Source organism: Mucilaginibacter sp. CSA2-8R (assembly GCF_038806765.1).
Taxonomy (GTDB): domain Bacteria; phylum Bacteroidota; class Bacteroidia; order Sphingobacteriales; family Sphingobacteriaceae; genus Mucilaginibacter.
This window is the reverse complement of record NZ_CP152389.1, coordinates 2,476,356-2,494,522: the sequence shown is the minus strand read 5'-3', so window position 1 is coordinate 2,494,522 and position 18,167 is coordinate 2,476,356. Positions and strand designations below refer to the sequence as shown.

The following is an 18,167-nucleotide window of genomic DNA, read 5'->3' as shown; positions in this document are numbered from 1 at the left end:
TGCAGTTATCTTTTTTGTTTTAAACAGCATAATTGCAATTAAATAATGCCTACAACAATTTAAGCGTACGTTGTTTTAAATTTACGTCTATGCACGGCTTAGAATGTACCAAGATTGGCCCTAATGGTAGCCTGTCAAGTAGATGAAAATTAAAAAAGGATTTTGAACAACCAACCGGCTGAGTGTAAGCTTGATGACCAAAGCTATTTCAAAGACAGTGTTTTACTCCAATGATCTCTAAAGTCTTTTTTATTTATCTACTTAAATATCAACACCTTTTAAGGCCCAGCTGTTGTAATAGCACTATGAAAGTATTATTAGCCGGAGCCAACGGATATATAGGAACGAGATTAATACCGGAACTGCTCGAAAAAGGGCACACCGTAGTTTGTTTGGTGCGCGACAAACGCCGTTTTCATGAAAACAGCGATTTTAGCGAGCGAGTAACAGTTGTGACAGGCGACTTACTACAACCCGAACAGATGCAGACAATACCTATAGATATTGATGCGGCTTATTACCTGGTGCATTCCATGGCGCAATCGAAAGACTTTGCTAACCTGGAAGAAACCTCAGCACGTAATTTTGTAAAGGCGCTGCAAAGCACGGAGTGTAAGCAAATTATATACCTGAGCGGCATTAGCAACGACGGCCATTTGTCAGAACACCTTACTTCGCGCCGGCGGGTGGAAGATGTGTTGCAAGAAGGCAAAGCAGCGCTTACCGTATTAAGAGCGGCAATCATTATTGGTTCGGGCAGTGCCTCTTTCGAGATTATCCGTGATTTGACCGAGAAACTGCCTGTAATGACAGTGCCACGTTGGGTGCATACCCGCAGCCAGCCCATTGGTATTAGAGATGTGCTTTTTTATCTCGAAGCTGTTTTGCTCAACCAAGAAACTTATAACCAGGCATTTGACATAGGCGGGCCGGATATTCTTTCGTTTAAGCAAATGATGCTCGGTTACGCCAAAGTGCGCAAGTTGAAACGGTACATCATCACAATTCCGTTTTTGTCGCCCAAAATATCTTCGTACTGGTTGTACTTCGTCACATCTACCAATTACTCGCTCGCGCAGAGCTTAGTCGACAGTATGAAGAATGAAACCATTTGCCGCGAGCATAGGATACAGGAAATTATTCCGCATGAATGCCTGAGCTACGAAGAATCATTAAAGCTGGCATTTGAAAAGATTGACCAAAACTTAATTATTTCCAGCTGGAAAGATGCGCTAAATTACGGCTACCTGCAGTCCAAATTTATGGACCAAGTTAAGGTACCCCAAAACGGCACCAGCGAATATAAGGTAAAAATGCCTATCAGTGCCGATGCCGAACGGGTGTTTAATAACATATGGTCTATTGGTGGCAAGCGCGGCTGGTATTACTGGGACTGGATTTGGCGCCTGCGTGGTTTTATAGACAAACTATTCGGCGGCGTAGGCTTACGTCGCGGACGTACCAGCTCCGACCGTATCTCGGCAGGTGATGCCATCGACTTTTGGCGAGTACTATTAGCCGACAAGGTAAACAAGCGTTTGCTGCTTTATGCCGAAATGAAATTACCTGGCGAAGCCTGGCTGGAGTTTAAAATTGTGGAGCGCGGCAAGCAAAAGTTTTTAAGCCAGATAGCCACTTTCAGGCCCAATGGTTTGCTTGGCCGTTTGTATTGGGCCGCCATGTATCCATTTCATATTTTTATATTTAAAGGGATGGCTAACAGGATTATCAACTTTAAAAGCAATCAATAATCCTTACTGCAGTTTCGTAGATTTATTGATAAAGGCAACAGCAGCATCAATGGCAGGTTTAGCTTGCGGATGCGCTGCTGCCCACAAGCCTCCTAAATGATCCTGGTTTGGAATATCAAGCAATGTGACTTTTACTTTGGCTGTTCTTAACTTTTCGGCAAGCTTCACTCCATGGGGTTTCAGTTCATCTTTGCCGCATACTACCACTAACGTGGGTGGGAACGAGGAAAGGTTTTTAGCTAATATCGGCGAAACTAACGGATTACTGGAGTCGGAGCCGTTAAGGTACCATTGCGTCACCAATCCGTACATACCATGCCCGGGATTACGCAAGTCTGTTGCCGGGTTGATGAGTATTAAAGCCTTTGGCTGTAAAGCTCTATTGTTTTGCCGGGCTAATTTTACTTGCAAGGCTGCGGTAAATAGTCCGCCACCGCTATCGCCCAAAACAAAAACGTTCAACCTATTGCCACCAATATTGGCAGCGTGCAGCCTTATCCAATGCCATACATAAAAGCAATCATTAATACCTGCCGGAAAAGGATGTTCAGGTGGTTTAGCATAGTCGACTGCAATAACCAGACTTTGTGTGCGGTTAGCCAGCACCCGCGAAATATTATCGTGCGTTTCCAAATCGCCGGCTACCAGCGCGCCTCCGTGAATGTTATAAATAATAGGCAGGTTTTGTTTGGCGCTGCCATAATACATCCGGATACGCACCGAGTCGGTCCCTGTCCATAAGGTCTGGTTTTTTACCCTGACCACCTTTTGGGGCAGAATTTTAAATGATGTTATTTCGCCGGCAATACCGGCACGAATATCCTGCGCCGTTGGTGAACCTTGCTGGCCAAAGGCATTCGAAATGGCAAGCGCAATTAATAAGGTGGTTAGGATTTTATGCATCATTGATGGCTTATATCACAAGTCATCTAAAATAATACATTCTAAGATTCTATTCTACAGCATTTTAGAATATGTCATTTCAAATTTCAGCCGGTATAATATTTAGCCCTTCTCCTTTATTCAAAACTTCACCAACCATATACCACAGTAAATTAAACCACTGGTGGCAATGGTTAAGCACCCAGGCATCTGAGCTGGCTATCAGCCGGGGTTCGGAAACTAAATATTTATCAGGAGAATTGTCCAAGTAAACATCCCATGCAAATTGGTGATGGGCGGCTATTTCATAACATAATGTTTTTAGGCGACCACTGTTGGATATAGGTGCATCAAATATCCATACAACTTTTTCGGCGCCAAGTTGCTGCAGCGCCTGGCCAATGATCACCAAAACGTTGAGTGTTTGGCGTACCCGTTTATAAGACCCATGCACCGACGAGATATCACGGTAACATCCATCCAGCCCCCTGAAAACAAAGCCGCCCGAAAGCAAAGTTTCCATCACAATCAGCACATTAAAACCATCAAGAAAAATGGTGTTGCCTTTAATAAAATTGGCAGATACTTCTTTTTCGCGGCGGCCATTGATATCCTGAGCCGAACAAGCCATACCCTGCAAAGCCAGAATTTGCCTTTGCCGCAACCGGTAACGGTTACCTACTAATGCCAGCGTGGCCCTCGGCGGGTAATCTTTGCTGAGCAGGTAATGCATATCGTCTAATGCCGTTAAGAGTTTCTGCTGCTCGCTTACCGGGCCAAAAAGCACATCGTCCTCGGGGTCTTTACCTCGGTTTCTGCGGGTTTCGGGTTGTACTTCAGTCATTATGCAAGATAATCTTTGACTCTCTTATTTATATTTTTAAGCCCAAATTGCGCGGACGTTTTTTAATTCAAATCAACTTAATTTCGTACGGGTAGTGTCCGGTTCCGAACAGTTATAAATGAATACATTTTGCAATTCATTCATTTATAACTACTTATAATATGGCATTGTGGTTGACCTCGTAAACGTACACCTGACCCGCTGCAACAATGATAAAAAATTACATTCTAACCGCCTTACGGTATTTCTCGCGCAACAAAGTTACTACGCTGATTAACATGGTTGGCCTGTCCATCGGCATCAGCGCCGCACTTGTTATTTTTATGATGGTTCACCACCAGCGTAGTTTCGACCGCTTTGAGCCGGATGGTGACCGGATACACAGAATTGTAAGTGATGGAGACCGCTGGAAAGGTGCCGGAGGACCTGTGCCCCTGGCCAATGTAATTAAAAATCAAATAACAGGTATTGAAACCGTTACCCCATTGTTTGAATATTTTGATTGGAATACTAAAGTAATTATTCCTGAAGGAAGCACCAGGCCGGACAAGGTTTTCAAGAGCCAAAATGATATTGTGTTTGCCGACAGTGGATACTTTAATATTATCCCCCACCGATGGCTGGCCGGCAGCGCAAGGCAAGCTTTGAATTTACCTTACCAAATGGTGATCACAAAAAGCCGGGCAGAAGTCTATTTTCCCGGGTTGCCCATCAATAAAATTGTAGGTAAAACAATCATCCTCAGTGATACAGTCCGGACAACGGTTAGCGGCATAGTTGCCGACCTGGAAGGTAACAGCGATTTTAAGCGCCAATGTATCATATCGGCTGTTACTGTTTTTCAAACGAGCATCAAAAACAACTACCACATTGACCAATGGCAAAATATCAATTCGGCTAACCAGGTTTTGGTTAAATTAAAGCCACATGTATCAGCCAGCGCTGTTAACCGGCAAATGTATAAGGTTGTGCGTTCTTATAACAAATATTCTAAAACCATTCACCGGCTGCAACCTTTGTCAGACGTTCACTTCAATCCCGATTATGACGGCTCGGTAAATCCGCATATTATTCCTAATTTAATTTTACTTGCGGCATTTTTATTAGCGTTAGGTGCTATCAACTTTATTAACTTGTCTACCGCGCATGCTTCCGAAAGAGCTAAAGAAATCGGCATCCGCAAAACACTGGGTAGCGGCAAAAGTCAGTTGGTCACACAGTTTTTGCTCGAGGTATTCCTGCTAACCTCAGTAACTGCCCTATTATCAACAGCTTTGATTCCCGTATTGCTTAAAGTTTTCAGCGGTTTTATACCGCAAGAAATGAAAGCAAATTACTTGCTGACCAACCCTGCAGTATGGCTGTTTCTATTATTATTGGTCATTGCCGTAAGTTTACTGGCTGGTCTTTATCCGGCATTTGTATTGTCCGCCTTCAGGCCTGTCGCCGTGTTAAAAAGTAAGAATACGGCAACATCTGGCAGTGTCTGGCTTCGTAAAAGCCTTATTATATCACAGTTTATTATTGCACAGGTGTTTGTCATCGGCGTGCTGGTGGTTAATAAGCAGCTTCGTTTTGCGCAGGCACAAAATATGGGTTTCCGTAAAGATGCTGTTATTAACTTTTATGTACCTTTTGATTTAAGTGCTCCAAACAACAAAAAATTCCTGCTTAGGCAACAACTGGCAAGTATCCCCGAAATTCAGGCTGTTAGCCTGGGCAACCAGTCTCCGGCTTTTAGTGGCAGCATGACTAACGAGCTTACTTATCAGGAAAAAGGCAAAGACATTCAGCTGCAGGTGGCCTCCCGCAACGGCGACACCTCTTACCTGAATGTTTATAAAATTGGACTGGTGGCGGGGCGCAACATAACAGCATCAGATACTGCTAACGAATTACTGATTAATGAAACGCTGGCTAAGCAAATCGGATTTACCCGACCGGCTGATGCAGTTGGTCATACATTGCATTTCAATAACGGTCAAATCCCAGTGGTTGGCGTTATGCATGATTTTCATCAGGCTTCGCTGCACACGGCAGTATCACCGCTGATCTATTTCTCGGCGCCTAAATTTGGCTACATTATGCATGTGGCGCTGCAGCAAAACCCCGAAACCTGGAATAAGGCCATCAAAAAAATGGAAGCTGCCTGGAAAAAAATATACCCGGATACCGATTTTGATTACAGCTTTTTAGATAAAACGGTAGAAAACTTTTACAAGCAAGACCGCCAACTTTCAGTACTGCTCAGTTGGTCGGCAGGGGTGGCTATTTTAATAAGCTGCCTGGGTATGCTGGGTCTGGTTATTTTCATGACTAATAAACGGGTTAAAGAAATTGGTGTACGCAAGGTGCTGGGTGCCTCGGTCACACAAATAATTACCTTGCTGGCTGCCGAGTTTGCCAAACTGTTGGTTATAGCCTTTATAATTGCGTTGCCAATTGCCTGGTGGCAAACCCACCAGTGGCTGCAAAACTTCGCCTATCATACGGCGTTAAGCTGGTGGATATTTTTGTTGGGCGGCATGGTAATGATCGTGATTGCGCTATTTATTGTAAGCATCAGGGCAGGCAAGGCGGCAATGGTTAACCCGGTACGTAGTTTACGTTCTGAATGATGGTACTGCAGATGTCTTTTTGTTAAAAATAAAATTGAAACTTTCAACACCGTACGTTTGAATCATCGAATGTGTGCTGTTTTTTTGCTGCTAAACAATGATATAACTACTTATTTTTAGGGACAGGCAACTGTTATTAAAAAGGTGGCGTAATGACTATATAAACAAACTAAGTCTTACAAAACTCTTTTGCTATGAACCTACTAAAACAAACCTGCCGGATGATGGTGTTCGCTGTCGTCCTGATCGCCTGCTTTTCCTCATGTAAAAAAGACAACTCGGCAACCGACACTAACACGCCAGCACCAGTTACTGGTGTGAAGCTCAGCAGCAGCACTAACTTCGGCAACATTATTACCGACAATAATGGCCGGTCACTGTATTTTTTTGCCATTGATGCCAACGGCACCTCTGGCTGTACGGACGGTTGCGCCGTAGTATGGCAGGCATTTTACAAAGAAAACCCCTCTATTGGCACAGGTTTAACCGCCACAGATTTTGGCGTAACCACCCGGGCCGATGGCAGCAAGCAAACCACCTACAAAGGCTGGCCTTTATACTATTACCAAAACGATGCTAAATCCGGCGATGTAAACGGCGACAAAGTAAACAACACCTGGTTTGTTGCTAAAGCCGATTACACAGTTATGCTGGCCAACACTCAACTGGTTGGGCAAAACGGCACGCAGTATAACAGCCAGATGCAGGCAGGGCAAGGCATTACCCAATTTATTACTGATGCTAACGGCCGTACATTGTATGCATTTTCGCCGGATAAGTTTAATAAAAATACCTTCACTAAGTCGGATTTCAGCAACAATGCCGTATGGCCGGTTTATGAAATGGCAACTGTGCAAAGCATCCCCTCAATTTTAGATAAAACCCAGTTCGGTGTAATTGACGTTTTTGGTAAAAAACAACTTACTTACAAAGGCTGGCCTATGTATTACTTCGGTAATGATCAAATGGTTAGGGGTAGCACTAAAGGAGTAAGTGTGCCTCAGCCTGGTGTTTGGCCAATTGCCAACTCCTCTACAGGTGTTGCTCCGGTACAATAAATTAAATACTATTGATTTTCCCTTTAGGGCGCGATGAGTAATTACATCGTGCCCTTTTTATTTTTAAGAAGCGTAGTTTCCGAAACTATATTTGATAGGTACGGCCTATTCGGTTAAGGAACACAAACTACTGATCTGTTTTACTTTCGACCAACAAGATATTTATAAAACTATTTAAGGTAAGGCCTTGTACTACAATAGAAAACACCACAATAACGAACCCAGCGGTTAAGATCAGCGATTTGTAGGATGAGTCGGGCAGTGATAACGCCAGGGCTACTGAAATACCGCCGCGCAAACCACCCCATGTTAAAATGGCCACGCTGCTGTATTTAAGCGATAGCGTTCTGCGTAAAAAAACGATAGGCAAAATAATACTCAGCATTCGTGCTGCTAACAAGATCACGATAGCGGCTATGCCTATCAACAGGTAATCTGTACGCACTGCAATAGATACCAATTGCAAGCCAATCAGCACAAACAAAATAGTATTTAAAAGTTCATCAGCCAATGACCATACCCTCTCCAAGTCCTCGCCCCCGGCAATAGTCTCGTTTCTTTTAAAAGAATGGCTGCCAATTATTAAGCCTGCCGCTACAACGGCCAACGGTGCCGAAATATGGGTTAAACCGGCAATAGCAGCAATGCCAAGTACCAGCGTAATAGTGAGCATAACCTTCGTTTGAAAATCGTTGATCGACCGCATCATGCGGTAAACAATTAATCCCAGCAAGGCCCCTAAAAACAAGCCGCCAAATACCTCTTGTGCAAAAAGCCGGGCTACCTCGGGTAACGAAAAGTTTTTTTCGGGAATGGTGGCCACTTCAGAAAAACTGACAAATAATACAATGCCAATGCCGTCGTTAAACAAAGACTCGCCCGAAATGATTGTTTTAAGCCTGTCGGGCATACGCGATTTGGTCATTAAAGCCGCCACAGCCACGGCATCGGTAGGCGAAATTAAAGCGCCAAAAACCAGGCAATAAATAAAAGGTACGTCTATCTTAAATAATAGTAAAAGCTCAAACAGCAATCCCGCAAATATTAAGGTAGACAGCACTACGCCTACCGTACTAATCATCAGCACGCCTTTCAAGTTTTCCCGCAGTTTATTTACGTCAAAGTGAAGGGCACTGGCAAATAACAAAAAGCCCAACATGACGTCGAGCAATGTCTTGGAAAAATCTATAGAATGGGTAAGTTCAAAAATAAGCCGGCTAAATCCGGGCAAAAAAGAGCCTGCCGCAACGGTAATAAGCGCTGCAGCAATAGCCAGCACCATCACGCCTATCACACCCGGTAACTTAATAAACCGTGCATTGATGAAACTAAAAATAGTGCTGATTAAAAATAATATGGTAATGATCAGGATGGTACTCATACAAAAATCGGCTGCGTTGCCGGTACTGGATAGCTTAAATACTTATGATATTTATACAAGTAACAATAGTGCTATTTTGTTTAAACACACAGGCAACGCAACGTGATATCAGTGCAACTATTTTATAGTTTGTTAACCAGTATTATTTAACCATTAATGTTGTAATCATAAATTTCATGTTTTATAATCTGTAGTTTAACCAATGGCTCTTCCCCTTTGCTTCAGTCTAGGTTAAAATTAATAGTATTTTTATTCCCCAAACGAGTATAAATTTAATGGCGCTTTAATACACATTAGAAAGCCATTAAAAGACCGTTAGAAACCTTTAATACATTTTTAGGATGACTGTAGGCAATATAGTTTTGCCCGCACTATGAAAATCTTACTGATTGATGATGAGCCAAAAGTAGCTGCTGCCATTAGCCGGGATCTGCGGGAACAACTGCATTCGGTAGCTGTAGCCAACGATGGCAGTAAGGGATACCGCATGGTACGCGGCGACCATTACGACCTGATTATACTGGACATAAACGTGCTTTCTACCGGTATATTAGAAGCTTGTAAAAAAATACGGGAGCTTGACCAGCATTTGCCTATAGTGATGTTGTCGTCTCCTGGCGGCGACTATGGCAAAGAAGATGCCTTAAAATGCGGTGCTGACGAGTTTTTGACCAAACCGGTAAAATTTACTGAATTGCTCGATCGTGTAAACATGATGATGCACCGCGAGCATAAAGAACAAGAAATACCCGAACAAAGGGTATATCGCCTGGATGACCTGGAATTAGATACCGACCGCAAAGTGGTAACGCGCCATGGCAGATACATACATTTATCAACGCGTGAATTTTTATTGCTCGAATTGCTAATGAAAAATCAGGACCGTGTTTTATCGCGCGCTTTTATTGCCGAAACGGTATGGGGCACCTCTGTAAAACCCAAGAGCAACGTGGTTGATGTATATATCAATTACCTGCGCACCAAGATTGATAAAGGCCATTCCAAGCATTTGATACATACCGTCACGGGAATGGGATACATATTTAAAAAAGAAACCCGGTACAAGCTCAACTCAGCTCATAAGTAAGGCTTACATACACCTCTCTACCCGCTAAATTTTTAATGCTAATGCCTGTAACTGCGCCACTCAAGCGCAGCCTGGCTGGCTATTGTTCTTATTATTCAAACAAAATGAGCTTTAAACAACTCTGGCTGGCAGCATTTATCGTATTGCTGGCAGCATTTTTTAAACCGGCCAGTGCGCAAACCAGCTTCCAGGCCGACACTCTAAAGCTAACCTTGCCACAGGCCGAACAACAATTTGTTGCAGGCAACTTGCAGGTACTTGCCCAGCGGTACAATATTGACATTGCCCAGGCCCAGGTAATAACGGCACGGCTGTTCAATAATCCTAATTTTCAATTTTCTAATGGTTTGTATGCAACCGGCGTAAACAATGCTGTAAGTGAGCAAGCCGTGGGCGTTAGCCAGTTAATAACAACAGCTGGTAAAAGAAACAAAAATATACAACTCGCAAAATTAAGCGTACAGCAAAGCCAGTATCAGTTTTTTGATCTTTTACGCACTTTGCGCTACAGCTTGCGCAGCGACTTTTTTGACATCTATTATCAGCAGCAGTCTTCTAAAGTATATACCCAGGCTATTCAATCGCTTAATAGCACCTTAGGCGCTTTCCGCCAGCAATATGCCAAAGGCAACATTGCCGAAAAAGAACTACTGCGTATACAAAGCGAATTGTACAGTTTGCAAAACGAATATAACAACCTGCAAACCGGTATCGACACCCTGCAGCGCGAGTTTAAGCTTTTAGTGCGCGTGCCCGCTGCCGCCTATGTGTTACCTCAATACACCGGGCAGCCCATTAACACCCCTGCCCCTACCAACATACCTTACCAGCTGTTGCTGGATTCGGCTTTAGTAAACCGTTACGACTTAAAAGCTGCACGTAACCAGGTCAATTATCAAACTACCAATTTGTCGTTGCAGCGTGCCAATGCGGTGCCCGATGTGAGCTTAAATGTAAACTACGACCGCCTGGGTGCTTATGGTAACAACTTTTTAGGCGCAGGCTTTAGCATGGATCTGCCTTTTTTTAATCGTAACCAGGGTAACATCAAAGCCGCACGACTGAGCATTGAACAAAGCAAGCTGCAACTGCAATCGGTAGAAGCTGTGGTTGAAAACGACGTGATTACCAATTACAAAATAGCCCTGCGCCAGCAACAACTTAGAAGCAACATTGACCCGGCGTTCAGGCAAAACTTCACTCACCTTATTGGCGAGGTCTTTAAAAATTATCAGCTCCGCAACATCAGCCTGCTGGAGTTCCTTGACTTCTATGAGTCGTACAAAGACAATATAGTTCAAAGTAACACTTTGGAATACAATTATCTGAACTCGCTTGAGCAGATTAACTTTGTAACCGGCACCCACTTCTTTAACCAGTAATTACTAATTAATTGAACATATAATCATGAATGCGTTGCTATATAAAAGTGGAATATTTTTTACAGCCGGTGTTTTAGCGCTCGGGATGTTTTCCTGCAATCAGCACCACGTTGATGAAGATACCCGTCAGCCTTACGTTATCCCCGACTCACTGATGCGCACTTTAAAAATTGATACAGTTAAGACCTCCAACATCACGAGTGCGCTAAAATTAAGCGGCGTTATTGATTTTAACACCGATAAGGTAGAAAATATTTACCCACTTGTGAGCGGTAACCTGCAGGATGTTACCGTTATGCTTGGAGATTATGTACATGCCGGCCAAACGTTAGGCGTAGTACGCAGCCCCGAAATAGCCAACTATACGTCATCCATGGAGTCGACACGTGCGCAGGTACAGATTACCAAAAAACAACTGCAGCAGCAACAAGACCTGGCCAAAAGCGGACTTGCATCGCAGGTTGATGTTGTGAGCGCACAATCAAACTACGAGCAGGCAGTAGCCGCCTACACCGCGGCCCAACGGGTGATGAGCATGAATGGCAACTCCACATCAGGGCAGTATCTGCTTAAATCGCCTATTGACGGTTTTGTAGTTCAAAAAAATGTCAACAGTGGTACCAACATCCGTAGTGATAACAGCTCGCCGCTTTTCGTTATTTCTGACCTGAAAAACGTATGGGTTGAAGCTAATGTGTACGAAGAAAACATCGGCAAGGTACACGAAGGCGACACGGCGGAAGTAACGACAATTTCGTATCCGGGCAAAGTTTTTACCGGCAAGGTAAACAAGCTCATGAATATTCTTGACCCAACTACCAAAGTAATGAAAATGCGGGTGATACTTAATAACCCAGGTTACTTGTTAAAACCACAGATGTTTGCCACCGTGTCGCTTAACGATAAAGAAGATAAAAAAGCTATCGCCATAGCAAGTACCGATTTAATATTTGATCATAGCCAGTACTACGTGCTGATTATGCAAGACAAGAAAAACGTACAGATACGTCCGGTGAATGTAATCAGTATTAATGGCAAAACGGCTTACCTGAGCAGCGGCGTTGCACCGGGCGAGCGTTTAATCAGTTCAGACGCCTTGCTGATCTACGGTTCTTTAAACAGTTAATCTACTACCCTTTTATTTTTTTGAAATGAACAAGATTCTTAGGGGAGTTATCGGATTCTCTTTAAAAAACCGGTACCTCATACTCATATTGGCGTTTGCACTGGTAGTTGTTGGGCTGTATACTTTTAGCCAGATGCCTATTGAGGCTTTTCCGGATGTCACTAATACCGAAATTGACATTATTACACAATGGCCAGGTCAAAGTGCCGAAGAGGTTGAAAAGCTGGTTACTATACCTATCGAGATTGCCCTCAACCCGGTGCAAAAAAGGGTGAGCCTGCGCTCATCAACCATATTTGGCTTAAGCTATGTAAAGGTACTGTTTGACGATGGTGTTAAAGACCCGGACGCGCGCCAGCAGGTAATGAACTTACTGCAAAATGCAGCATTGCCTAACGGTGTGCAACCATCTGTGCAGCCACCCATCGGCCCTACCGGCGAAATTTATCGCTATACCCTGCAAAGTTCGGTACGCGACGTTCGCGAACTTAAAACTATACAGGACTGGGTGGTTGACCGCCGTTTGCGGGCTGTACCCGGTATTGGCGATGTGAACAGTTTTGGCGGTAAAACCAAAACTTACGAAATTACCGTTAATCCCGACAAACTGACCAGCCTTGGCATTACGCCTCTTGATGTTTATACCGCTGTGCAAAAAACCAATATCAATGTTGGCGGCGATATGATTGTGCAAAACAACCAGGCTTTCGCTGTGAGGGGATTGGGGTTGATTAAAGACATTAACGAGATCAAAAATATAATCGTTACCAACAATAACGGTGTGCCCGTGCTGGTAAAAGATGTAGCCGATGTGCAAATATCTAACCTGCCACGACTGGGATGGGTAGGCCGCAGTGACGCCATTGATCGCCAGGACGGGCACAGGTTGGTAAAAGACGATCCAGACGCCGTAGAGGCCATCGTAGTGATGCGCAAAGGCGAAAACCCAACCGAAGTAGTTGCAGCGCTGAAAGCGGAGATTAACAAACTCAACAACGATGTGTTGCCGCCCGACACCAAGATCGTGCCCTATTATGATCGCACCAACCTTATTAATTACGCAACGCATACCGTTTTGCATAACCTAATTGAAGGTATATTGCTGGTGACCTTCCTGGTGTCTGTATTCATGTTTAACTGGCGTACTACGCTCATTGTATCTCTCATCATTCCGCTGGCGCTGCTGTTTGCTTTTATCTGCCTGCACATGATGGGCATGTCGGCCAACCTGCTTTCGCTGGGCGCAGTAGATTTTGGTATCATCATCGATGGTGCAGTGGTAATGGTTGAGGGCATGTTTGTGTTTTTGGATCATAAGGCTATTGAAATGGGCATGGAGCGATTTAATAAACGCGCTAAGCTGGGCATGATCAGGAATAACGGTGCAGTGCTGGGTAAGGCTATCTTTTTCGCCAAATTAATTATAATCACCGGCTTGCTGCCCATTTTCGCTTTTCAAAAGGTTGAGGGCAAGCTGTTTTCGCCGCTGGCTTATACCTTGGGTTTCGCTTTGTTGGGCGCTCTAATAACTACCCTTACCGTAGTACCGGTATTGATAAGCATTTTGCTTAAAAAGAACGTGCACGAAAAACACAACCCTGTAGTACACGGCCTTACCGCTTTTATGCTCGGTGGATTTGTTAAAGCGTTTAAACATAAAGAGGTAGTGGTAACCATATCGCTTATTGCCATGGTGGTCGGTTTGTTCTCTTTCAAGTTTTTAGGTTCTGAATTTTTGCCCGAACTTAATGAAGGGTCGATCTGGTTACGTGTGCAACTACCGTACAGCGTTTCGCTCGACCAGTCAGTAGCCACGTCTAAACAGGTGCGTCAAATACTCATGACCTTTCCTCAGGTAAAGTATGCTGTATCTCAAACCGGCCGGCCGGATAATGGTACCGACGTAGCAGGCTTTTACAACAATGAGTTTGACGTAATTATGTACCCTGAAGAGGATTGGAAACCTAAAGTATCTAAAGAAGAACTCATTGCACAAATGCACAAAAAACTTAAGGTTTTACCCGGTGCCGATCTTAACTTCTCGCAACCAATTTCGGATAACGTAGAAGAGGCGGTATCAGGCGTAAAAGGTTCGATTGTAGTGAAAGTATATGGCGACTCACTCAATTACATGGAAAATCGGGTTTACGAGGTTTACAAGCAGCTAAAAACGGTACGCGGCGTTGAGGATTTGGGCGTACTTAAAAGCGTTGGTTTACCCGAACTGGACATTCAGCTCAATCAGCAAAAAATGGCTCAATATGGTGTTGCTACCGCTGATGCTAACTCCGTAATATCTATGGCCATAGGCGGCCAAGCGGCTTCTACCTTATATGAAGGCGTGCGCACCTTTGATATCCGCATCCGCTTCCCCGAAGGTTACCGTAAAACGCCGGCTGATATTGGCAATTTGCTGGTGCCTACCCAAAATGGCAGCAAAGTAGCATTGAATGAAATTGCAGACATCAGCCAAAAAACTGGTCCGTGTTTAATATTCAGGGATGGTAACGAGCGCTATGCCACCGTTAAATTTTCCGTACGTGGCCGTGATATGGGCAGCACCATTGCCGAAGCCCAAAAGAAAGTAGCCAAGAACGTAGAGATTAAACGCGGCTACCGCCTGGCGTGGCAAGGCGATTTTGAGAATCAGCAACGTGCCACTGAACGTTTAGAACAAGTAGTGCCTATAAGTTTAGCGCTCATTTTTATACTGTTGTATATTATGTTTGGCACCGTTAAAGATGCTGCGCTGGTGTTTATGAATGTACCTTTTGCTATTGTGGGTGGCATTCTGGCCCTGCTCATTACAGGCACAAACTTCAGTATATCGGCTGGTATTGGCTTTATCGCCTTATTTGGCATCTGTATACAGGATGGAGTACTGCTCATCACCATATTTAAGCATAATCTTGAAGATCTGCATGGCGATACCTTGCTGTTGTACAGCTCTATCAAATTAGGTGTCAATTCACGGATACGCCCGGTAATGATGACGGCGTTGATGGCAGCTATCGGTTTGCTTCCTGCAGCTATTTCGCATGGCATTGGTTCCGAAAGCTCACGACCACTGGCAAGGGTAGTTATTGGAGGTATTTTGTGCGCAATGCTATTCAGCTTGTGGGTGTTCCCGCTCATTTTTGGCTGGGCCTACCGCAAAGCGGACCCAACCACACGGTAAAATCGCCCTTACGAGATTTGTAAAGCGGTTTGCAAATCCACCCTATACAATAGCAGCGGCTGTGCATTGATGATTCGCAGCCGCTTTTTATGCTGTTTTGGAAGTTCTTAATAATGATTTATATTGGTGAACCCAGTGTAACTCGCTAATATGCCAAAAATTCTGTGTAGTTGTAATAATACAGTTCCATTACATCACGTTCCAAGTCCACATCAATTTTTGATGATTGCAGATGTGGATTATGAGAAGCACCCGGACCAAATAAAATGGGTTAAGTTATATGAAGAGATGACACTTGTCATTAAATGCCCTGATTGTGGCCGGTTGCACATTTTTTACGACGGTTACAGTAAGCCGGCAACCGTCTACAAAATCGATCAGTGAATTTTGAGGACATTTATTAAATAATCATAAAGCATTCAACGTTAACTAATTATTATATTCATCTCAACTAATTAAACCATAGAAAAGCCTATCGCTACTGTATCTTAATACTTCTATGGCATACCTCAGATAACGTTACCAGCTGTAAAGTAAAAACTTTAGAGATACCACTATCACCTTTATATAGTCATTTGGGTAAACGTTTTATTGCCATACTAATTTATCTGTCCCCTTTTAGCGGTTATGTTGGCCGATGGAACAAACGACTAAAGTTGATAAATGCTGTTGTGTTTGTGTTATTCCGTAAAAAAACATTGCCCATGCAACTAAAAACCGAGCTATAAATTACTTGTACATCTATTTATATAACGCAAATCAAAAACAAAACACCCCTTTTCGGCATAGTAAATTTAGTTTACGAGAAAATACTTTACTTTTTTTTATATAATACCGTTGCCCATGCTTAGCCCATCCTCCGTATTGAGTGATAAAACATTGCTCAATATTTTTGACCAGTCGCCTATAGCAACTGCCATTTACACCGGCGAAGTGCTGCAAATTGCCTTTGCCAACGCTGCTATGCGCAAGCTCTGGGATGTTAGCGAAGAAGAAATAATTGGTAAAACTTATGCCGAAATGCGTGCAGGCAGTAGTCCCAAATTGGCAGGGCAACTACCAAGGGTGTGGCAAACCGGCTTAACTTATATTGAAACGGCCGCCCCCTATACAACTAAAGCCAACGGTTATATTTACACCCAGTATTACAATATCGAGTTAAAGGCTACCCGCAATATAGAAGGACGTGTTGAGGCCGTGATACATACCGCTGTTCAGTTAAATCAAACAAGCATTGCTGATCGTACCGACGCCTTGCAAAGCGTGGAAAACAACATGGTGCATGTGGCCGCTGAAAAGGCAGATATGGATAATGTTTTTGATGCGCCGGCGCTTGAAACTTTAATCGACGATGCCTCAATTGGCGTAGTTGTTATTGCCGGAGATGAAAACCAAATATTATATGCCAACTTGGCTTACAGCCGAATGATTAGCCGGAACCTTGAAACGTTGTTTGGCAGCAATTTATTCGACATTTTACCCGAAGCTAAGGCTTATTTTAAACCTATTATTGATGAAGTGCGCAATACCGGCCGACCTGTTTATCTTTATGACACACCATTTATGGTGTACGATAAAGATAAAGTGTCGCGCGGTTATGTAAACATCATTTACCAACCATTTACGCAGCCAGACACAGCGGTAAAAGGTGTGCTGGCTATTTGCCACGATGTAACTTTACAAACAATTTCCAAGCAGCAATTAGAAAGTATAAACGCCGAATTGCAAACCAGCAATCAGGATTTACAGCTGAATGAAGCTGGCCTGCGCTTGGCGGCAGACACGGCTAAACTGGGTATCTGGACGTACGACCCCGAAACCAACGAATTTGGTCTGGACGAGCGTTGCCGCAATATATTCGGGTTGGATGCAACAGCGGTTATAACTAACGCCGATGTAAACACTATAATTGAAGATAATTACGTGCAACTGGTTACACAGCTGGTACAAAACGCTTATGCAGGCAAACCGGGCATGGTAGAGTATTACGCAATAAACCGTAAAACCGGCAAACACAGTTGGGTACGCGGGTCTGCACAATATGTGCCTCCTACTAATGAAAGCGGTGGTCACCTCATTGGAACGATGATTGACCTAAGCGCCGAAAAAGATGAGGAGAAGCGTAAAACAGATTTTATAGGGTTTGTAAGCCACGAACTTCGTTCGCCACTTACATCGCTCAGCGGGTTTATACAAGTACTTCAACTAAAGGCAGCCAAAGTGGGCGATGACAAAATGATAGACATTATATTAAAGTCACGCCGGCAATTAGATAGAATGACCGCACTCATCAGTGGGTTTTTAGATGTCGTAAAAATGGGCGAAAGCCAAATACAGCTTGATTTGTCTGTTTTCGACGTAGGCGAACTTCTAAACGCATCCGAAGAAGAAACCACCACCGTTGTACAAACCCATCACATGGTGTATGAACCGGTAACCGGGGCTTTAGTAAAAGCCGACTATGATAAGATTGAACAAGTGTTAACCAACCTGATCAATAACGCAGTCAAGTACTCGCCGCAAGGGACAACTATCACTGTGGTAGCTGAGCGCTTGGATACCGAACTACAAGTAAGTGTAACTGACGAAGGTTTAGGCGTATCGCCGACTGATATGCCCCATCTTTTTGACCGATTCTATCGTGCACAGAGTGAGCATACACAAACTATCAAAGGGTTTGGTATCGGTTTGTATATCTGTAAAGAAATTATTGAACGCCACAAGGGCCGTATTTGGGTAGAGAGCAAGATTGACCAAGGCTCTGTCTTTTATTTTAGCTTACCGCTGTATCAATCTAAGCTATAACATTCGTTTTTTTGATCTGTGTGATCAACAATCGAAGCTAATGGATTGATACCCC

11 protein-coding genes are annotated in these 18,167 nt (G+C 43.7%); 8 read left to right on the top strand and 3 right to left on the bottom strand.

The genetic code is table 11. From position 1 onward, the window contains the following. The first annotated feature begins 305 nt into the window (after positions 1 to 305). Positions 306 to 1,751, top strand: a complete 1,446-nt coding sequence (locus tag AAGR14_RS10320; protein ID WP_342648512.1) for an SDR family oxidoreductase — start codon at positions 306 to 308, stop codon at positions 1,749 to 1,751. Positions 1,752 to 1,754: 3 nt separating this feature from the next. On the opposite strand, the gene AAGR14_RS10315 is transcribed toward AAGR14_RS10320, so the two are convergent. Beyond that, positions 1,755 to 2,657 carry an alpha/beta hydrolase gene (locus tag AAGR14_RS10315; protein ID WP_342648511.1) on the bottom strand — a complete coding sequence of 301 codons (903 nt, stop codon included), beginning with the start codon at positions 2,655 to 2,657 and terminating at the stop codon, positions 1,755 to 1,757. Positions 2,658 to 2,733: 76 nt separating this feature from the next. Continuing rightward, entirely contained in the window at positions 2,734 to 3,477 is a 744-nt protein-coding gene (locus tag AAGR14_RS10310; RefSeq protein WP_342648510.1) for a DUF434 domain-containing protein, read from the bottom strand. A gap of 209 nt (positions 3,478 to 3,686) precedes the next feature. Between AAGR14_RS10310 and AAGR14_RS10305 the strand changes: the two genes are divergently transcribed. Together AAGR14_RS10305 and AAGR14_RS10300 are read left to right on the top strand one after the other, a co-directional pair. Then, the gene (locus AAGR14_RS10305) at positions 3,687 to 6,095 is read left to right on the top strand and encodes an ABC transporter permease (protein ID WP_342648509.1); all 2,409 of its coding nucleotides are present in this window, start codon (positions 3,687 to 3,689) and stop codon (positions 6,093 to 6,095) included. A 194-nt stretch (positions 6,096 to 6,289) separates the two neighbouring features. Then, positions 6,290 to 7,153, top strand: a complete 864-nt coding sequence (locus tag AAGR14_RS10300) for a hypothetical protein (RefSeq protein ID WP_342648508.1) — start codon at positions 6,290 to 6,292, stop codon at positions 7,151 to 7,153. A gap of 127 nt (positions 7,154 to 7,280) precedes the next feature. On the opposite strand, the gene AAGR14_RS10295 is transcribed toward AAGR14_RS10300, so the two are convergent. After that, positions 7,281 to 8,534, bottom strand: a complete 1,254-nt coding sequence (locus AAGR14_RS10295) for a sodium:proton antiporter (RefSeq protein ID WP_342648507.1) — start codon at positions 8,532 to 8,534, stop codon at positions 7,281 to 7,283. 373 nt (positions 8,535 to 8,907) lie between these two features. On the opposite strand from AAGR14_RS10295, the gene AAGR14_RS10290 reads away from it, so the two are divergent. The 5 genes from AAGR14_RS10290 (at position 8,908) to AAGR14_RS10270 (ending at position 18,112) form a co-directional block, all read left to right on the top strand. Further along, entirely contained in the window at positions 8,908 to 9,621 is a 714-nt protein-coding gene (locus AAGR14_RS10290) for a response regulator transcription factor (protein ID WP_342648506.1), read from the top strand. A 104-nt stretch (positions 9,622 to 9,725) separates the two neighbouring features. Continuing rightward, on the top strand, positions 9,726 to 11,003 hold the full coding sequence (locus AAGR14_RS10285) for a TolC family protein (RefSeq protein WP_342648505.1): 1,278 nt from the start codon (positions 9,726 to 9,728) through the stop codon (positions 11,001 to 11,003). 25 nt (positions 11,004 to 11,028) lie between these two features. Continuing rightward, positions 11,029 to 12,129: an efflux RND transporter periplasmic adaptor subunit gene (locus AAGR14_RS10280; RefSeq protein WP_342648504.1), complete on the top strand. Its 1,101-nt coding sequence runs from the start codon at positions 11,029 to 11,031 to the stop codon at positions 12,127 to 12,129. Positions 12,130 to 12,154: 25 nt separating this feature from the next. Beyond that, the gene (locus AAGR14_RS10275) at positions 12,155 to 15,307 is read left to right on the top strand and encodes a CusA/CzcA family heavy metal efflux RND transporter (RefSeq protein ID WP_342648503.1); all 3,153 of its coding nucleotides are present in this window, start codon (positions 12,155 to 12,157) and stop codon (positions 15,305 to 15,307) included. An 843-nt stretch (positions 15,308 to 16,150) separates the two neighbouring features. Continuing rightward, positions 16,151 to 18,112, top strand: coding sequence for an ATP-binding protein (locus AAGR14_RS10270; protein ID WP_342648502.1), 1,962 nt, complete (start codon positions 16,151 to 16,153; stop codon positions 18,110 to 18,112). Positions 18,113 to 18,167 lie beyond the last annotated feature (55 nt).